The sequence below is a fragment of the Ulvibacter antarcticus genome, assembly GCF_003688405.1.
In the GTDB taxonomy this organism is placed as follows: domain Bacteria; phylum Bacteroidota; class Bacteroidia; order Flavobacteriales; family Flavobacteriaceae; genus Ulvibacter; species Ulvibacter antarcticus.
The window spans coordinates 38111-54941 of the sequence record NZ_REFC01000017.1 but is presented as its reverse complement, the minus strand read 5'-3'; the positions used below and the strand labels follow the sequence as shown (position 1 = coordinate 54941).

Sequence of the window (16831 nt, the reverse complement as noted above, 5' to 3'; positions counted from 1 at the left end):
CTTACAATGGCAATCCATTACCCTCGAGTGATTATTGGTTTGTGGTTGAATATACAGAACAAGAAGTACAAAAAGAATTTAAAGGTCACTTTACCCTAAAACGATAGACTATTACTATGAAGTTTAAAAGAATTTATTTCATCCTACTTTTGTTGGTAACCCAAGTTGCCATATCGCAAGACGGAATCCCCGTATATTCCGATTACTTTTCTAATAATTTGTATCTATTGCACCCATCGATGGCGGGAGCTGACGGATCAAACCAATTACGGCTAACAGCAAGGAGACAGTGGTTCGATCAAGACGAAGCCCCCAATCTTACAACTTTGTCTTTTAATACTAGTTTAGGTGATCAATCTGGGATAGGGGTCGTGTTGTTCACTGATAGAAATGGATACCATTCTCAAACAGGTGGATATTTAGGATATGCACATCACCTTCTCCTTTCCAGAAGTAAATCAGATCTTAATCAAGTATCATTTGGATTACGAGCGGGATTTATTCAATCGAAATTAGATGAAACTCAGTTTGACTTAAATGATTTTGATCCGATAATTGCGGGAATTGTTCAGAGTACCTCTTATTTCAATGTTGATGTAGGTGCTTCGTACCGCTTTTTAAATTTTGCTGCAGACCTTACAGTGAAAAATCTGATCTTTCAGAATAGAAAGATATATTCCGAAAAATTTGAATCGAACAATCAAAGAAGATATATTTTAGGCGCTTCTTACGGAGTCGCGATCAATAATAGCTTTTACAGTTACCAACCATCTGTTTTATTTCAGTTTTCTGAACGAACAGGCGAACAATCTGTAGATATTAACTTGAAAGGATTTAGAGACATGGAATTTGGTCGTTTATGGGCAGGAATTTCATACAGAAGAAGTTTTGATGGTGCACAATATTTGGATGGTGAGACAATAAACAGTCAAAAGCTTCAGTATATAACTCCGATTTTTGGGGCAGATTACAAGAACTTTATGCTAGCTTATACATATTCATACCAAACGGGAAATGTAAAGTTTCGATCAGGAGGATTCCATCAACTTACATTGGGTTACAGTATTTTAAATGGAAAGCCGAGTTTCTGGGAACAAGATATGCGTAATAACGGACGACTTCGACCAGCATATTAATCCTTAAAATAATAAACTAAAAAAGCCCTCTTTATTTAAAGAGGGCTTTTTTTTAGTTCCAGATATAATCTTTCTTTTTCGCTTGTTTTTTTATTGCTTCTATCATGACGCTTTCCAAATTGTTGGATGTTTCGGAAGTAGAACTCGTGATGTACTTTCTTCTTTTTTCATTGACATCCTTGATTTCATTCTGAATACGTTCCCGTTCTTTCCGTTGCTTATTTACATAACTTTTAATTTCGGCTGTAGATTTGTTCTGAAGCTCTTTTGGCAGTTCATCTTTTTTGAGTTCATCATAGCTAAAATCATCTTCAGCTTCGGCATCAACTAAATCCCAGCTACTATTTTTATAAAGCCGAGATCCTTTTGTGACCGTTCTACTAACAGCATTGGCTTTACTATATCCCGCTGCATTATTGTCCTGTTCTTCTTGCATTGCAATCTTTTTTCTTCCGAAGTGACCATAAGGCACATACGTATCATTTAACTGAATGTTAAGTTGAATTATAATATCATCGTAAGGGGAAGCAATATGAACTGTTTCCTGATTGTGATTAATACTCATATAGTCACCATAAGCCAAGCGTGCCCCATCCTGCCAGTTTGAAGATATACCGTGCTCATAATCCCCACAAAATATAGTATTAACCACCACATCTTTCTCTTTGGCCTCCATAGAAGCATCTTTGTAATTCACCGGTCCTTGTGTAAAGGGTTCGTTTCCGGCAATAAAAATCATTTTCAAATCGTCTGCATCATTTCCCCAATCGAGATTTTTCAGAGAATTTTGAATCACTGCGCCACAGTATTCACTACCTCCATTTGTAGTTAGTGAAAATAGCTCTTTCGAAACTTCATCTAAGTCTTCTGTAAAAGGAAGTATTTTTCGAATATAATTAGATCGGCCGCTTAAATTATCATTTCCGTACTCATAAAGCGCTATCTGAAGGTCGGGACTACTATTGCGACATTTCGCGTATGAAAGCTCATTTACGATCTCCCAAAGCTGTGCCTTGGCCTGATCAATTAAGCCGTCCATACTATTGCTGGTATCGAGCAATAATGCAACTTTTATGTAATGTTTTGCAGCTTCAGTTTCTGAAGGATTATGAATTACCGCAAGCTCTTTGGAGGTATCTGCTTTGCATGAACTTACTATTAAAGCCATGGCGCATAGAGTTGTAACTATTAATTTTTTCATGATATTTTGTATTAATTTGTGTTTAATTGTTTTATATCGATATTTCCATCGGGTGAAACCACATAATAGATGGATTTGATTTCGGTTTTAACTATCGGTTCAATTTTTTCAATCGGCTTTGGTGTATATATCAATTTTATATCCATACCTACTTGAATAACAGGTTCTAAAATGGCTGGATTTAAAACAAGATCATAGTCGCTAAACGACAAAGCTTCATAATAATAAGAGGTCTGTTTTTTTGCCGTGGTTAGCCCTTTTTTCTTTTTAATTGCTTCAAAAGAGATACTATTAAAGGCTTGATAACTCTGGTAGAAGTCCTTCGGAAAGAAGCAGTACTTATTATCTGCAAGCGCCACGTCATAGTTATTCAAATCGAAACCAAGCAACTTGTAGTATTCTTTCTTTTCATTAATAAGTTTAATTAATCCGTTCTGTAATTCATTGTAGATCTCTGCTATATTTTCTATAAAGTAATCCACTTTTACAAGGTTGTAAATTTCGTTTTTGGCACAAGCAGTAAGTATTGCCTTGAATTGACTTGTTTTTGTAAATCGAATATGAATATTTTGCTGAAGTTCAAATCCTTTGGGAACTTCGTTGTATTTAGTACTGAAGATTTTTTTCTCAATTTCAATATCATATACAGGAACAAATGAAATAACATCAATAACAATGTCTTTTTCTGAAATTCCTTCGGAAATTAAAAGCGTTTTAACAGCGTCGATTCTTCCGTTGACCAAGTCATTGGTTTCTTCGGCAGTTTCTCCAATTTGTGACAAACTGAAAACGGCTGTAAAAGAAGTTGCTTCAACATTTTTAAGTGCTTTTAAATCAACCGTGAGGGTCGTGCTTGGTTGTAAAGCCAGATTTAGCTGTTGTTGAACTACAGGATTGTAAATTTGTGCGTTTCCAAAGCCAGATATATTTTTTCGAGAAACGACGTTTTCCAATTCTTGTTGATTGTAATTGCCTTTATGCTGCGCCACTGTAGCTTCAGAAATAAAGAAAATGAAACCTAATAAAATGTATGTATACTTCATGTGTTTTGTTTGATTATGGTGTAAAACTAGGAGTGAAGTTTTTCAGAAAAAAATGAGAATGAGGAGCAAGCTTGTTTCGTTGAGGCAACCCTTATAATGAGCTAGGCAAGTACTGTTTTAGAGCTTTAGAGTGCTTAATTTTTGAAAATCGACGTTTTTCAATGCGACCTAAAGTGTGTATGTTTACCGTTTTAAAGCTATGTTTAAACTAGTTTCAATTTTACTAATTACGTTGTTGTTCGCCTCACCATTCTGTTTAGAAGCCCAGAATAGCAGGACCGAAAGGAGTTCATTTTACTTAAAAGGAAACGTGGTCGAATCTGAGACCAATAAACCGGTTTCCAGAGTGAATGTCGAAATAAGTGGAGGAGCGTATACCACGACTAATATTCAAGGGGATTTTTCAATTAATGCGAAAATTGGAGATGAGTTAATTATCCGTAGTGTGAATTTTAATACAGTATATTATACAGTTAAAGACCAACAGCATCTCACGGTAAAAGTGGAGAATGCCATGGAAATCCCGAAAGCTTCATCGGTTCGGAAAAAGTCGGTAGATGTTTTTAAAAGTTATATAGATTCTGCGAAAATCTATCTTAAAAAAGATGCTAAGAAAAGTATTGAATACGTCACCAAAGCATTGGAATCTGTGCCGGGTAGATCTGCTACGGCAGCGCAAAATCAGATTGCTTTTGAAACATTAGGAGACATCAATCTTTACTACGAACAACAAGATCTCGCTATTGATAATTACAATCGTAGCTTACTCTCCGGAAATAATATCGATATTCGGATAAAGCTTGCGGGTGCTTTCAGAAAGAATAAAAATTACCAGGAAAGTATCACCGAATATTCTGCATTACTAAAATCTTCACTGTCTAATTATCAAAAAGTACAGGTTTATGAAGGACTTGGCGACACCTATAAAGCGATCAATGATGGATCGAGAAGTGTTGCCAATTATCAGCAAGGCTTGGCTATTGCCACTAAACACAGTATTACTCCAAAGATCACCGATTTAAATTCTAAAATTGGAGAGGTATTTGCACAGAGTGGAGCGGTTGAAGAAGCAGAATCGTATTTTGGAAATTCATTAAATCTTTCGAAAAAAGAAGGTAAAAAAAGAGCTGTTGAAGAAAAGAATAAAGTAGCCGATTTTTACAACCAAAACAGAGATTTTGAAAAGGAAATACAACTTCGTGAAGAAACTTTGGACGAGATAAAATCCTTAGATGACGGAACTATTGAAGCTGATCAAAACAGTCCGTTGACACCACAACGACAAAACTATAAGATCGCAAATGCTTTTGTGGGACAGGAGAAATTTAAGGAAGCAATTCCGTATTTAGAAAAAAGCATAGTAGAAGCGGATAAGAAGGAAGATCTATTGGTTAAAAAAGATGCTACACGTAAGCTATCTGAGTTGTACAGGGATATTGGAGAATATGATAAAGCATCAAAATCTTATGAGCGTTATGCCAATGTGGTCGACGAATTATACGCCAAAAAAGATCAGGAACTCTCACAGGCAGCGAGATTCAGTAAGGAGATAACCTTAAGACAAACTAGAATCGCAAGTTTGGAAAACGACCGAAAACTCAACGAGAGCCGGTACAAACTTGCCGTTGAAAATCAAGAGCTAATTCAAAAGAATAATCTTGTACAGAAGTGGGTTATTGGGTCTTTAATTTTAATTGCGTTGTTATTATTATATACCGCTTACACCCAATACAAAAGTGTGAAACAACAGAAATACGCTAACAATCAGTTGTCGTTAAAATCGCTTCGTACTCAGATGAATCCGCATTTTATATTCAATGCTTTAAATTCGGTAAATAGCTTTATCGCAAGTAACGATGAGCGGGCGGCAAATAAATACTTGTCGGAGTTTTCTCAATTAATGCGTTCCGTGCTCGAAAATAGTGAAGAGGATTTTATACCCTTGGAAAAGGAAATAGATTTGCTAGAATTATATGTAAAACTGGAACATTTCCGATTTAAGGATAAGTTTGATTATAACATAAGAGTTTCAGAAAAACTTAATTTAAACGAATTTGTGATTCCGCCGATGTTGCTTCAGCCGTATGTGGAAAATGCCGTGTGGCATGGTTTACGATATAAAGAAGAGCGTGGGAAACTGGAAATTGAATTTGAACAGGTAGATTCAGAAACCGCAAAAATAACCATCACTGATAACGGAATAGGACGTAAAAAGTCTCAGGAGTTTAAGACCGAAAATCAGAAAAAACAGAAATCCAAAGGAATGGGAAATATTCAAAAGCGGATTACTATTCTTAATGAAATGTATAAAGATAAAGTGGATGTTTTAGTGGAGAATGTTTACGATAATGAAGAAGGAACACGAGTAGTACTAATACTTAAGAAGGATTAGCAGTATGTGTAAACCTCGAGCTAATACCATTAAATTCTCAACTAATAAAAGAATTAAATTATGAACTTAAGAGCTATCATAGTTGAAGACGAGGAAACCAGCCGGGATATTTTGCGAAATTATCTTGCGAAGTATTGTCCGAATGTTGAACTGAAAGGAGAGGCTTCAAATGTTGAAGAAGCTTTAGTTCTTATACGAAATAATGACCTGGATCTTGTTTTTCTGGATGTGGAGATGCCTTATGGTAATGCATTCGATCTTTTGGATAAGGTGGGAGACCGACAGTTTGAAACGGTTTTTGTGACTGCTTATAATCATTACGCTATTGATGCACTGAATGCACATGCGTCATTTTATCTTTTGAAACCAATTTCTATTGATAAGCTTATTGAGGCAGTGGATTATGTTTCCGAAATAAAAGAAAAGGAGAATAGCCTACAAAACACAGTGTTACAACCGAAATTAACGCAGGTAGATGGCAAAATCACCATTCCGTTACAAAATGGTTTTGAGGTGTTGGAAGTTGCACAAATACTCTATTGTCAGGCAGACGATAATTACACCAATATTTTTATAAATGACAAGAAGAAGTTGGTTAGTAAAACGCTTAAGTATTTTGAAGAGATCCTTACAGATAAGGGTTTTGCGCGAGTTCATAAGTCGTATTTGGTCAATGTCAATGCGGTTACCGAGTACAAAAAAGGAAAAGGAGGCAGTGTGGTTCTTTCAAATGGGAAAGAGATTATGGTAAGTCCGTCGCGTAAAAAGGAGTTACTCGCTTATTTTAGTTAATTAACTACAGAATAAATGATAATAAAAGCAGTAAATGGCAAGGCGCCACAAATTCCGGAGGATTGTTTCGTAGCCGAAAACGCAACAATTGTTGGTGATGTTGTTATGGGCTCAGAATGCAGTATTTGGTTTAATGCAGTGGTGAGGGGTGATGTACATTTCATCAAAATGGGCAACAAGGTAAATGTTCAGGATGGCGCAGTGATACATGCGACTTATCAGACTTCTCCAACCACGATTGGAAATAACGTTTCAATAGGACATAATGCGATTGTTCATGGATGCACCATTAAGGATAATGTATTGATTGGCATGGGTAGTATTGTGATGGACGATTGTGTGGTTGAAAGTAATTCGATTATTGCCGCCGGAGCTGTGGTAACAAAGAATACAAGAGTGGAAGCCGGGAGTATCTACGCCGGAATTCCTGCTAAGAAAGTGAAGGATATTAGTAAGGAGCTTATTAGCGGTGAGATCAATCGTATTGCCGAGAATTATGTAAAGTATTCGGGTTGGTTTAAGGATTAGATTGATCTAAAAAATTTTTTTCTCTACGGAAATTTCTTCGGAAAAGTCTTGTAAAAGGGCAGCAAGCGTTTCAGTTTCGGCGTTGGTATAGAATCGAAGTGTTGGCGCATTCGTGTCTTTCCGAAGCAATCTTAAAGAAGACAATGTGTTTTGCGTATGTCTTGCTACCGGTTCGCCTGAATCGAGTATTTTAATGTTTGAAGGAAGTAGTTGTTGCAACTGCGGAATAAGATAGGGGTAGTGACTACAGCCCAACACCAAATAATCGATGTTTTCTTTAATCATAGGGGCGGTATATTCTAAAAGCAAAGAAGTCATCTCATCACTTTCTATTTTACCGGCTTCAATAAGCTGAACAAGACCTTCACCTACGATCTCGACCATAGTGATTTCTTTCGAGAAGGCGGATGAAGTTTTATGAAATAAAATACTACTCAAGGTGCCCTTGGTGGCAAGTATTCCAATCTTTTTCGTTGAAGACTGCAATGCAGCCGGTTTTACGGCAGGTTCTATGCCAATGATAGGAATGTTATAGGTGTCGCGTAAAACGGAAATAGCATTGGTTGTAGCGGTGTTACAAGCTACGACTATAAGCTTGCTTCCCATTTCAATAAGCGTTTCGGTGTTTTTGATGCTCAAGGCGGTAATCTCGTCCTTAGATTTATGGCCGTAAGGCGCGTTTTTACTATCTGCGAGGTAGATGGTGTTTTCAAAAGGAAGTAATCTGTGGATTTCTCGCCAAATGGAACTGCCTCCTACGCCAGAGTCGAAAATACCTATAGGACTATCGGGGTTCATAAAAACAAAAATAGTGAATACTTCTCCTTAAAAAAAGGGGTGAATCTATTAGATAAGACAAATACATATTAAATCTTAGTTACTTATCTTTTAACCTAAACTAACGATTTATACAAAAAAAAACGGCTCTCCATTGGAAAGCCGTTTTCATTAATTTTTTTAGGGATATCTTAGATTCCTAATTCTTTCTTTACGTCCGGTAAAAGGTCTTTTCCGTCTGCAAGTAATAGTCCGCTACCAGTTGTAGAATCCATAACATACTGGATTCCTTGAGCTCTTGCAACTTTTTGAATAGCTGCACGTGCTTTGTCAAGAATTGGTTGATATACGTCTAGTTCTTTTTTCTGAAGATCTTGAAGTGCTTGTTGTCTGTATGCAGAGATGTTTCTTTCCATCCCCTGTACTTCTAAAACTCTTTTTTCGTTTTCTTCTTGAGTTTTAGTTCCTTCTTCACTTCCGTATTGCTGTACTTTTGCCTCAAATTCTTTGGCCATACCTTTAATCTCAGTGTCGTAAGTCTTTTTAAGCTTTTCAAGCTGATTCTGTCCCGCTTTCATCTCAGGCATTGCTTCCATAAGAGTCTGAGTATCTATGTGAGCAATTTTTGATTGTGCATTTACAAAACTTGTAGCTCCTACCAAAAGTACTATAGCTACTAATAATGATTTGAAATTTTTCATTGTAATTGTATTTATTAATTAAGTGTTATTATTTATTTAGGTTAAATTATTTCAGTTTTATTGTCCGCCGTCACCTTCTTCGCCACCACTTGGAGGTCCATTTCTATTATTACGGGCGTCTAAAATAGAGTCTTTTCGTTGTTGTCTTTCTTCAAGTAATCGATTTCTTCTGGCATCGAATTCGGCTTTCTTCACAGCTCTAAGTGAGTCGCGTTGTTTTTTACGATCTTCCATTATTTTTTCACGCTCATCTTTCTTTTCCTCGATAGCTTCTTCTCGTTTTGAAACTTCTTTTTCTTCTTCAAGATCCAGCCCGTCTCTTTGTTCGATTTGTCTTTCTTCTTTTTTAGTTGTCGCTTGCGTTCTTCTAGCAGCTCTATCTATACTTCTTAATACGAGATCACTTATATCGTTTCTTTTAGCAGCGAATAACATCACTACATCTGCAGATTTATCAAAAATAAAGTCGTATTTCTTATTTTCCGCAACTTCCTGAACTATATTGAAAACTTGATCTTGTATGGGTTGCACCAATTGTCTTCTTTGAATCATTAAGTCACCGTTAGGACCAAATCTGTCCTGCTGATATTGCAGCATTTCATCCTCTTTTAACTTTATTTCTTCTTCACGTTCTTCTACTAATTCTTTCGTTAACAGAACTCTCTCATTACTTAAATTAAGCGTCATGAGATCTATTTCTTTTTGCTTCTTTTCAATGTCCTGTTTCCATCGCTGTACTTTTCCTTCTAATTGAGTGGAAGCTTCTTTATACTCGGGTACACTTTCAAGAATATATTCCATGTCAATGTATCCTATACGTGCACCTCTTTGCGCATTTGCAACTAACGAAAGGCAAAAAACGGTAAGTGTTATAAAAAGTAACTTATTAGTTTTCATAGTGGTTGGTTGTGTTTAAGAAAATATCGTGCCAAAATTAAAATTGTTGTCCTATAATAAAGTGTGTCTCCCATCCATTCTTTTGCGATCCACCAAGTACAGGGTCGAAACCATAACCGAAATCTATCCCTAATAACCCGAACGCCGGCATAAATATACGTAATCCTGCTCCGGCAGATCTTTGCACACTAAACGGATTATAATTTCTGAACCCATCATATGAACTTCCTCCTTCTGCGAACGCAAGTACATAAATAGAAGCCAATTGCTTCAAAGTTACGGGATATCTTACTTCTAACGAAAATTTATTGTAAATGTTATCTCCATCCACTGTAGACAGGGATTGATTAGGGTATCCTCTTAGTTGTATCACTTCACGTCCATCCAGACTATATGATCCTAAACCATCGCCCCCAACGAAGAATCTTTCAAACGGTGGGATACCACGATCATTATTATATGCTCCTAGGAAACCAAATTCTGTACTCGTCTTTAACACGAGTTTGTCAATTAACTTGGTATACCATGCACCACTAAACTTAATCTTGTAATATTCGAGCCATTTAAAACGTTCCTGATCAATTTCTGAAACACGATTAGCGGCGTTTACTCTGGCAGTACTGGTCTGAGACGCATCGTTTGCTATGAGTTCTTTTTCATCTCTTTCTGAAGCAAAATCTTTATAGTCAACACCATTAAAAGCGGAATAAGGAAGTGTTAACTTAGCGGTAAATTTAAAGTCTGAACCACGCATAGGATAAATCGGGTTAGTGGCAGTGTTGTTTCTACTAATTCCGAAGGTATAGGCAAGGTTGTTTGAATATCCATTACCAAATGTAAATAAATTGGTATTGTAATTTTTAAGGTTGTAATGCTGGAAACTTACAGCTTGCGATAAGGTAAAATAGTCATCCGGCCATTTTAAACGCTTGGCGATTCCCACAGATCCCCCGGTAATAAGGAAACGTTGGTCCTTATCTACTTCTCGAGAATTAAAATTATACTGGTACTGAATAGTATGTGAAAAAGATGTACTTAATTGAATCGGTTTCTTTCCTCCCAACCATGGTTCTGTTAAGGATAAACTATAGGTTTGGTAGTACGAACTAGCTTGTGCTCTAACTGCTAGTTTTTGACCATCTCCCATAGGAAGTGGTTTGTAAGCCTCACCATTAAATAGGTTCCGAAGAGAAAAGTTATTAAAAGATAAACCCAATGTTCCAACAAATCCACCCCCACCGTATCCTCCTTGGAGTTCGATCTGACTGGCACCTTTTTCTACCACCGAATATTCCATGTCGAGAGTACCGTTGTTTGGATCTACATTTTTAAAGTTTGGTGATAGTTGCTCAGCATCGAAAAAGCCTAATTGTCCTAATTCCCTGATCGTTCTTACAACATTTCGCTTACTGTATTTTTGACCTGGACGCGTACGTAATTCGCGGTAGATAACATGGTCATTTGTTTTATCATTTCCTACAACAGTTACATGGTCGAAATACGCCATCTTTCCTTCTTTGATTCTAATTTCAAAGTCGATGGTATCTTGTCTAACCGCAACTTCAACCGGATTAATGGAAGAAAATAAATACCCGTTATTTTGATATAGGTTGGTAAGATCTTCGGCTTCGGGATCTGTAACATCTGCAATTCGTTCCTGAAGTAAGACGCCATTATAAGTTTCTCCTTTCTTGATTCCCAGTAGCTGTCTCAATTGACTGTCTGTGTAAACACTGTTTCCAATGAAGCCAATATCTCCAAAATAGTATTTTTTTCCTTCTTCAATATTTAATGTAAGTGCGACAGTCTTATCACTTCTTGCGATTAATGTATCACTTGTAATACGTGCATCTCGAAAACCGTTAGACTTATATTTGGTAATAATTGAAGCTTTATCTTCTTCAAAGCCTGAAGCTGAAAATTTAGATTTTTTCCAGAAACGCAAGTAGTTTTTACGTTTTACCTTTTTCATTGCATTGCGCAATTTGGCATCAGTGAGCTCTTTATTTCCATTAAAAGTTATAGGAGATACTTTAACTCTGTTGCCTTTGTCAATGCTAATAGTCATATTCTTGGCGACTTCTGTGCCGGTAGAATCCAGTTTTGGAGTGGTGCTTATAACTACATTGGTGTTTAAAAACCCATCGTCTTTATATTTGTTTACAATGTAGTTTTTAGTAGTAGTAATAAGGTTTTTGGTGATTTTTATTCCTGGTTTCAGGTTGTTGTCCTTAATTAGTTCTTTTTGTTTTCCTTTACGTATTCCTTCAATTTTTACTTCACTCAATTTTGGGAGTTCAACGATATACAGCTCTAAATCGGCATTCTCACCCTCGATATTTGTAACATAAAAGGCAATATCACTAAACAGGTTTTGTTCCCAAAGTTTTTTGGTAATAGCACTTAATTTTTCTCCGGGGATATAAATTCTATCACCTATTTTTAGTCCAGTAAATGCAATGACAGTCTGCTCATTGAAGGTTTGAGCTCCAGAGACTTTGATGCTATTAATGGTGTATTTTTTTCCACTGTCCAGTTCTTTTTTTTGAGCTGAAAGCGTTGAAACAGATAATATTGTAAAAAGGAAAATACAATAAAATTTAAGGTATCTGTACGAAAATGTACTATTGATTGAGTTGCTCACTGGTCTTTCCAAATCTTCTTTCTCTGTTTTGATAATTTAATATTGCCTCAAAAAGATGTTTCTTTGTGTAATCGGGCCAAAGTGTTTCAGTAAAGTATAATTCGGCATATGCTAGTTGCCAAAGTAAAAAGTTACTGATACGCTGTTCACCACTGGTACGTATCAACAAATCAACATCCGGCAAATTTTGCGTGTAAAGATGATTATTAATAACTGATTCATCGATAGCATCGCGCGAAATTAGGTTATTTTTAACTTTAAGGCTAATCTCTTTGACGGTTTTTATTAATTCTTCCCTAGAACCATAACTTAGAGCTAGAGTGAGTGTCATTCTTTTGTTGTCCTTAGTGCTTGCTATTACTTCTTTGAGTTCCTTGTGAACTTTTTTAGGAAGCGCTTCTAAATTTCCAATAGCATTGAGGCTAATATTATTGTCTTGAAGTGTTTTTATTTCCTTTTTCAAGGAAGAAACCAATAATTTCATAAGAAGCTCGACTTCTAATTTTGGCCGTTTCCAGTTTTCAGTGGAAAAAGCGTAAAGAGTTAAATACGGGATATTAATTTCTGCGCAGGCTTCAACAACCTCGCGTACAGACTTAGTGCCGTTTTCATGTCCAATAGCTCGTAAAAAGCCTTTTTGCTTCGCCCAACGACCATTGCCGTCCATAATTATAGCAAGGTGTTTTGGTAGTTTATTTCTGTCTATTTGATCGAGCAAATCCATGACTATCTAAAAATTACAATAACAAGGTTTTCTTCCAAAGGTAAAGCTAAGGTTCAGTCCGGTAAAGACATACCAGTCATTATTGTTAACATTTCCAAATTTTAAACTTTCTGTATCAGCTAGTGAACCAACCGGATTACTTCCGTCGATATCATCTGTAAAGGTATATCTTGCTCCAATCTCTAGTGCAAGCGCCATACTTGAGCTTACTTTTACCTTATAACCCAAAATAATTGGAATTGCTACAGATCCTGCCTGATCATAATCTCTAAAAAACTTATCGGCTTTTCGAAAATAAGAGGCCTTGTATAAGAAATACGAAACTCCTGTATACAAATAAGGAGTGGAAACATTTCGACCATTGTAAATATTATATTCCCAAAATGTATATTCAATTCCTACGGAAAATTCTGTAATTTTATTTTCAAAGGCATATCCTCTTTCGCGTCTTCTACTTTCATTAGATTGCGCATCATCGCCTATAATAGACCCAGTAAGGATCGAAGCTCTGAACGCATGCCGAGGACTTCTATTCCATTTTACAACAGCCCCATAGGCTAAGGTGTTTGGCGAAATGAAATTTGTTTTTCCAACGTCTCCAATGTAGTTGAATCCACCTACCATAGCTCCTACTTCATAAGTTTGAGAAACCGCTGTTAGAGAGGTGATTATAAATAAAAAAACGGTGGTGAAATACTTCATATACCTTAAAAGTTTGCAAATATAATAATAAACTTGGCTTATTAGTATTATAAGCGAATTTGTCTCTGTTGATTAACAAATTTTCAGGTATTTTATTGTCTAATTTCTTTTGTCTTCACCCCAAAGTAACTTTTTCCGAAGGGTTTTAATAAAACTATTATCCATTAATTGAACAAACTTTACTGTAAAAGAGGCTCTTTTAATTGTTATGGTAGTGTTGTTCTTTACGGTCGCAATCCTGGAGTCCATTGAAACGAGGTAGCTTTCCTCCCTTCCACTAACTTTTAAGCTAATCGTACTGCTATCGGGTATTACTAAGGGCCTCGCGTTTAGGTTATGAGGTGCAATAGGTGTAATTACAATACTGTTAGTGCTTGGATCCATTACAGGGCCACCACAACTCAATGAATATCCGGTTGAACCGGTTGGAGTTGCTACAATAAGACCATCACTCCAATAGGAAGTAAGGTATTTACCATTAACTTCTGTCTCCACTTTGATCATGGAAGTAGTGTTTTTTCTATTTACAGCAACCTCATTTAGTGCAAAATTTAAATTGGTAAACTCGCTGTTTAATGGCTTTGTAGAAATCGTGAGTAGAGATCTTTCAGAGATTATATACTCATCATTTAAGATCTGATTTATGCTTTCTGTTATTTTTTCTTTCTGAATGGTAGCCAAAAAACCTAACCTACCGGTATTAATTCCAACGATAGGAATACCAAGATCGCCAACATAGGTTACCGACTTTAATATGGTCCCATCACCACCAATACTAAAAAAAAGGTCGTAGGAAGAATCAAGTGTTTTAAAAGTGGCTATGTTTGAAAAATCGGGACTTATATTCTGGTGCTTATTAATGATAGAAAGGAAATTCTCTTCTATTACTATTTCAACATTTTTTTTCTGAAGCGCATCCAGAATTAATTGAATATGAGTTTCAGATTTTTCGTGATAAAACTGTCCGTAGATACCTATCTTCATCAAATTATATGTTTAGGTATTTGTCCAAATAGTTAGAGCGCTTCTTTAAATCATCTAAGAACCTGTCTTCTTCATGGTTTGAAACAACACTGTAATCATACCTTCTGAAAGTCTGAACAATGGCATTCATACCGGTATGGCCAATTTTTATTGTCAGCTGTATTTTTTCATTTTCCATCTTAGAAACAAATATTCCTAAAAGTTTGGCGTCATTGGATTCGACTATCTGACAAACTTCACTAAATGAATAATCCCGAATTCCCTTTTCAACGACTATAATTCCACCTGCTTCGCCCAAAAAAGGTGTATTGTTAAAGAGATTCATGATATCACCTAATTCGTAATAACCCAGATATTTATTTTCCAAACTTAACACCGGCATGATATTGCAATGATTTAATGCAAATGCCTCCAAAATATCTAACCAGTTAGTTTTTTCACGCACAAAAAAAGGTTCTAAAGCGTATTCGAAGTCTTCGAGGTGTTTTGTGTTTTCGAAACAATACGCGTCTGTTTCAGAAATACAACCCACATAGACGCCCTTTTTCATCACAGGAATATGTGTATAGGTCAATTGGTTAAAAACTGTCTGAACTTCTTTTATTTCCGAAGAAATAGAAAAAGCCTCCACATCATTGATAATTAATTGTTCGGTATTCACTTTTCTAATTTTTATGCAAATTACTTAAAATAAAGATTCAAAAGCCTGAGGAAGCTTTGTATTTTTGTATCCTTCAATCAAATCTCATGGCAAAATTAAGCGTAAATATTAATAAAGTGGCTACCATTCGTAATGCAAGAGGAGGAAATACGCCAAATTTGGTACAATTTGCAATCGATGCGCAAAAATTTGGAGCGCAGGGTATTACTATTCATCCCAGACCGGACGAACGTCATATAAAGTATAAGGATGCCTACGATCTTGCGCCAGTTGTAACCACGGAGTATAATATTGAGGGAAATCCTAATGATAAATTTATGGATCTGGTACTAAAAATTAAACCTACACAGGTTACATTGGTTCCAGACGCCGTGGATGCAATTACTTCCAATGCAGGTTGGGATACTATAAAAAACAAAGATTTTTTAGCTGAAGTGATTTCTGAATGTAAGCGCAACGGAATTAGAACCTCGATTTTCGTAGATCCAACATTGCCAATGATTGAAGGTGCCGCAGCAACAGGAACCGATCGAATTGAATTATACACCGAAGCATTCGCTCATGCATATGGTTTAGGTGACAAAACAGCTATAAAACCTTATACTGAATGTGCGTTGTTGGCGAATGAATTAGGCTTGGGAATAAACGCGGGCCATGATCTTTCGTTGGAAAATATTCAATACTTTAAGGAACATGTTCCGGGATTATTGGAAGTTTCGATTGGGCACGCATTAATTTCAGAAGCACTTTATTTAGGTTTGGAAACTGTAATAAAAGAATATCTTAAAAAACTCGCATAGTATGATTCTGCATTCGCAAATAATAGGTAAAGGAAAACCCTTTGTGATTCTCCATGGATTATTAGGGATGGGAGACAACTGGAAAACCTTAGCAAATCAATTTGCGGAAGAAGGATATCAAGTCCATTTAGTGGATCAACGTAATCACGGGCGAAGTTTTCATAGTGAAAGTTTTAACTATGAACTAATGGCGGAAGACCTTAAACGATACTGTGATGCTCATGATTTAAAGAATATTGTACTATTGGGTCATTCCTTGGGTGGCAAAACAGCCATGTTATTTGCTACTACATATCCTTCACTGGTAGACAAGTTAGTGGTGGCCGATATAGGTCCAAAATCATATCCTCAACATCATCAGGATATATTTAAGGCCCTTAATGAATTGGATTTCGAGAAGCTGAAAAGTAGAAGTGAGGCAGACAAACTGCTTTCAGAATATATTAAAGAGATTGGAACAAGGCAATTTCTACTTAAAAACCTGTATTGGAAGGAGAAAGGGGTTTTGGCGCTTAGAGCGAATTTAGCAGTTTTATCTAAAGAAATAGATGAGGTGGGAAAGGCCTTGCCTGAAGCTAAGGTATACCTTGGAAACACTTTGTTTTTAAAGGGGTCGAAGTCGGGTTACATTGAATCCATGGATGAAATTCTTATAAAAAAGCACTTTCCAAAGGCGGAAATTGTAACTATTTCAAATGCTGGACATTGGCTACACGCAGAAAATCCTGATGAATTTTACCATAATGTTATGAATTTTTTATAACATTGCACAGATATTTTTATTATGTATGCATAATAAATCGGCTTTTAGTCAAGAATAATGTGTATTTTACCGAGTAAAAAAATAAT

The 16831-nt window shown here is 36.1% G+C and carries 17 protein-coding genes; 7 read left to right on the top strand and 10 right to left on the bottom strand.

The window, feature by feature from the left end; translation table 11 throughout:
* On the top strand, positions 1-107 hold a 107-nt coding region (locus BXY75_RS17405; RefSeq protein WP_147437206.1), incomplete at its 5' end, for a T9SS type B sorting domain-containing protein.
* A gap of 9 nt (positions 108-116) precedes the next feature.
* Positions 117-1136: a PorP/SprF family type IX secretion system membrane protein gene (locus BXY75_RS16615; protein ID WP_121908905.1), complete on the top strand. Its 1020-nt coding sequence runs from the start codon at positions 117-119 to the stop codon at positions 1134-1136.
* Between the two features lie 52 nt (positions 1137-1188).
* Here BXY75_RS16615 and BXY75_RS16610 read toward each other — a convergent pair whose 3' ends face one another.
* Together BXY75_RS16610 and BXY75_RS16605 are read right to left on the bottom strand one after the other, a co-directional pair.
* Positions 1189-2337, bottom strand: coding sequence for a VWA domain-containing protein (locus tag BXY75_RS16610; protein ID WP_121908904.1), 1149 nt, complete (start codon positions 2335-2337; stop codon positions 1189-1191).
* 11 nt (positions 2338-2348) lie between these two features.
* Positions 2349-3380: an SIMPL domain-containing protein gene (locus tag BXY75_RS16605; RefSeq protein WP_121908903.1), complete on the bottom strand. Its 1032-nt coding sequence runs from the start codon at positions 3378-3380 to the stop codon at positions 2349-2351.
* Positions 3381-3579: 199 nt separating this feature from the next.
* On the opposite strand from BXY75_RS16605, the gene BXY75_RS16600 reads away from it, so the two are divergent.
* Genes BXY75_RS16600 through BXY75_RS16590 form a run of 3 tightly spaced genes read left to right on the top strand, consistent with a single transcriptional unit; the run spans position 3580 to position 7092 of the window.
* Complete coding sequence (locus BXY75_RS16600; RefSeq protein WP_121908902.1) at positions 3580-5772, top strand: histidine kinase; 2193 nt, start codon at positions 3580-3582, stop codon at positions 5770-5772.
* A gap of 60 nt (positions 5773-5832) precedes the next feature.
* The gene (locus tag BXY75_RS16595; protein ID WP_121908901.1) at positions 5833-6564 is read left to right on the top strand and encodes a LytR/AlgR family response regulator transcription factor; all 732 of its coding nucleotides are present in this window, start codon (positions 5833-5835) and stop codon (positions 6562-6564) included.
* Positions 6565-6579: 15 nt separating this feature from the next.
* Positions 6580-7092: a gamma carbonic anhydrase family protein gene (locus BXY75_RS16590; protein WP_121908900.1), complete on the top strand. Its 513-nt coding sequence runs from the start codon at positions 6580-6582 to the stop codon at positions 7090-7092.
* Between the two features lie 6 nt (positions 7093-7098).
* On the opposite strand, the gene murI is transcribed toward BXY75_RS16590, so the two are convergent.
* From murI to BXY75_RS16550, 8 genes are all read right to left on the bottom strand, one after another.
* A complete protein-coding gene (gene murI / locus BXY75_RS16585; protein WP_121908899.1) occupies positions 7099-7890 on the bottom strand; it encodes a glutamate racemase in 792 nt (263 codons plus the stop codon).
* A gap of 170 nt (positions 7891-8060) precedes the next feature.
* Complete coding sequence (locus BXY75_RS16580) at positions 8061-8570, bottom strand: OmpH family outer membrane protein (protein WP_121908898.1); 510 nt, start codon at positions 8568-8570, stop codon at positions 8061-8063.
* A 57-nt stretch (positions 8571-8627) separates the two neighbouring features.
* Positions 8628-9467: an OmpH family outer membrane protein gene (locus tag BXY75_RS16575; RefSeq protein ID WP_121908897.1), complete on the bottom strand. Its 840-nt coding sequence runs from the start codon at positions 9465-9467 to the stop codon at positions 8628-8630.
* A 37-nt stretch (positions 9468-9504) separates the two neighbouring features.
* Entirely contained in the window at positions 9505-12123 is a 2619-nt protein-coding gene (gene bamA, locus BXY75_RS16570; RefSeq protein WP_245963004.1) for an outer membrane protein assembly factor BamA, read from the bottom strand.
* Positions 12092-12835 carry an isoprenyl transferase gene (locus tag BXY75_RS16565; RefSeq protein WP_121908896.1) on the bottom strand — a complete coding sequence of 248 codons (744 nt, stop codon included), beginning with the start codon at positions 12833-12835 and terminating at the stop codon, positions 12092-12094. Before BXY75_RS16565 ends, bamA begins: the two co-directional genes overlap by 32 nt.
* Before the next feature lie 6 nt (positions 12836-12841).
* Positions 12842-13537: a type IX secretion system protein PorG gene (gene porG / locus BXY75_RS16560; RefSeq protein WP_121908895.1), complete on the bottom strand. Its 696-nt coding sequence runs from the start codon at positions 13535-13537 to the stop codon at positions 12842-12844.
* Positions 13538-13636: 99 nt separating this feature from the next.
* Positions 13637-14521, bottom strand: a complete 885-nt coding sequence (locus tag BXY75_RS16555; protein ID WP_121908894.1) for an NAD kinase — start codon at positions 14519-14521, stop codon at positions 13637-13639.
* Positions 14522-14525: 4 nt separating this feature from the next.
* Positions 14526-15182 (bottom strand): CBS domain-containing protein, encoded by a 657-nt coding sequence (locus BXY75_RS16550; RefSeq protein ID WP_121908893.1) that lies wholly within the window; start codon positions 15180-15182, stop codon positions 14526-14528.
* Between the two features lie 86 nt (positions 15183-15268).
* Here BXY75_RS16550 and BXY75_RS16545 point away from each other — a divergent pair, with 86 nt between their 5' ends.
* Complete coding sequence (locus tag BXY75_RS16545) at positions 15269-15982, top strand: pyridoxine 5'-phosphate synthase (RefSeq protein WP_121908892.1); 714 nt, start codon at positions 15269-15271, stop codon at positions 15980-15982.
* A 1-nt stretch (position 15983) separates the two neighbouring features.
* A complete protein-coding gene (locus BXY75_RS16540) occupies positions 15984-16745 on the top strand; it encodes an alpha/beta fold hydrolase (protein ID WP_121908891.1) in 762 nt (253 codons plus the stop codon).
* Positions 16746-16831 lie beyond the last annotated feature (86 nt).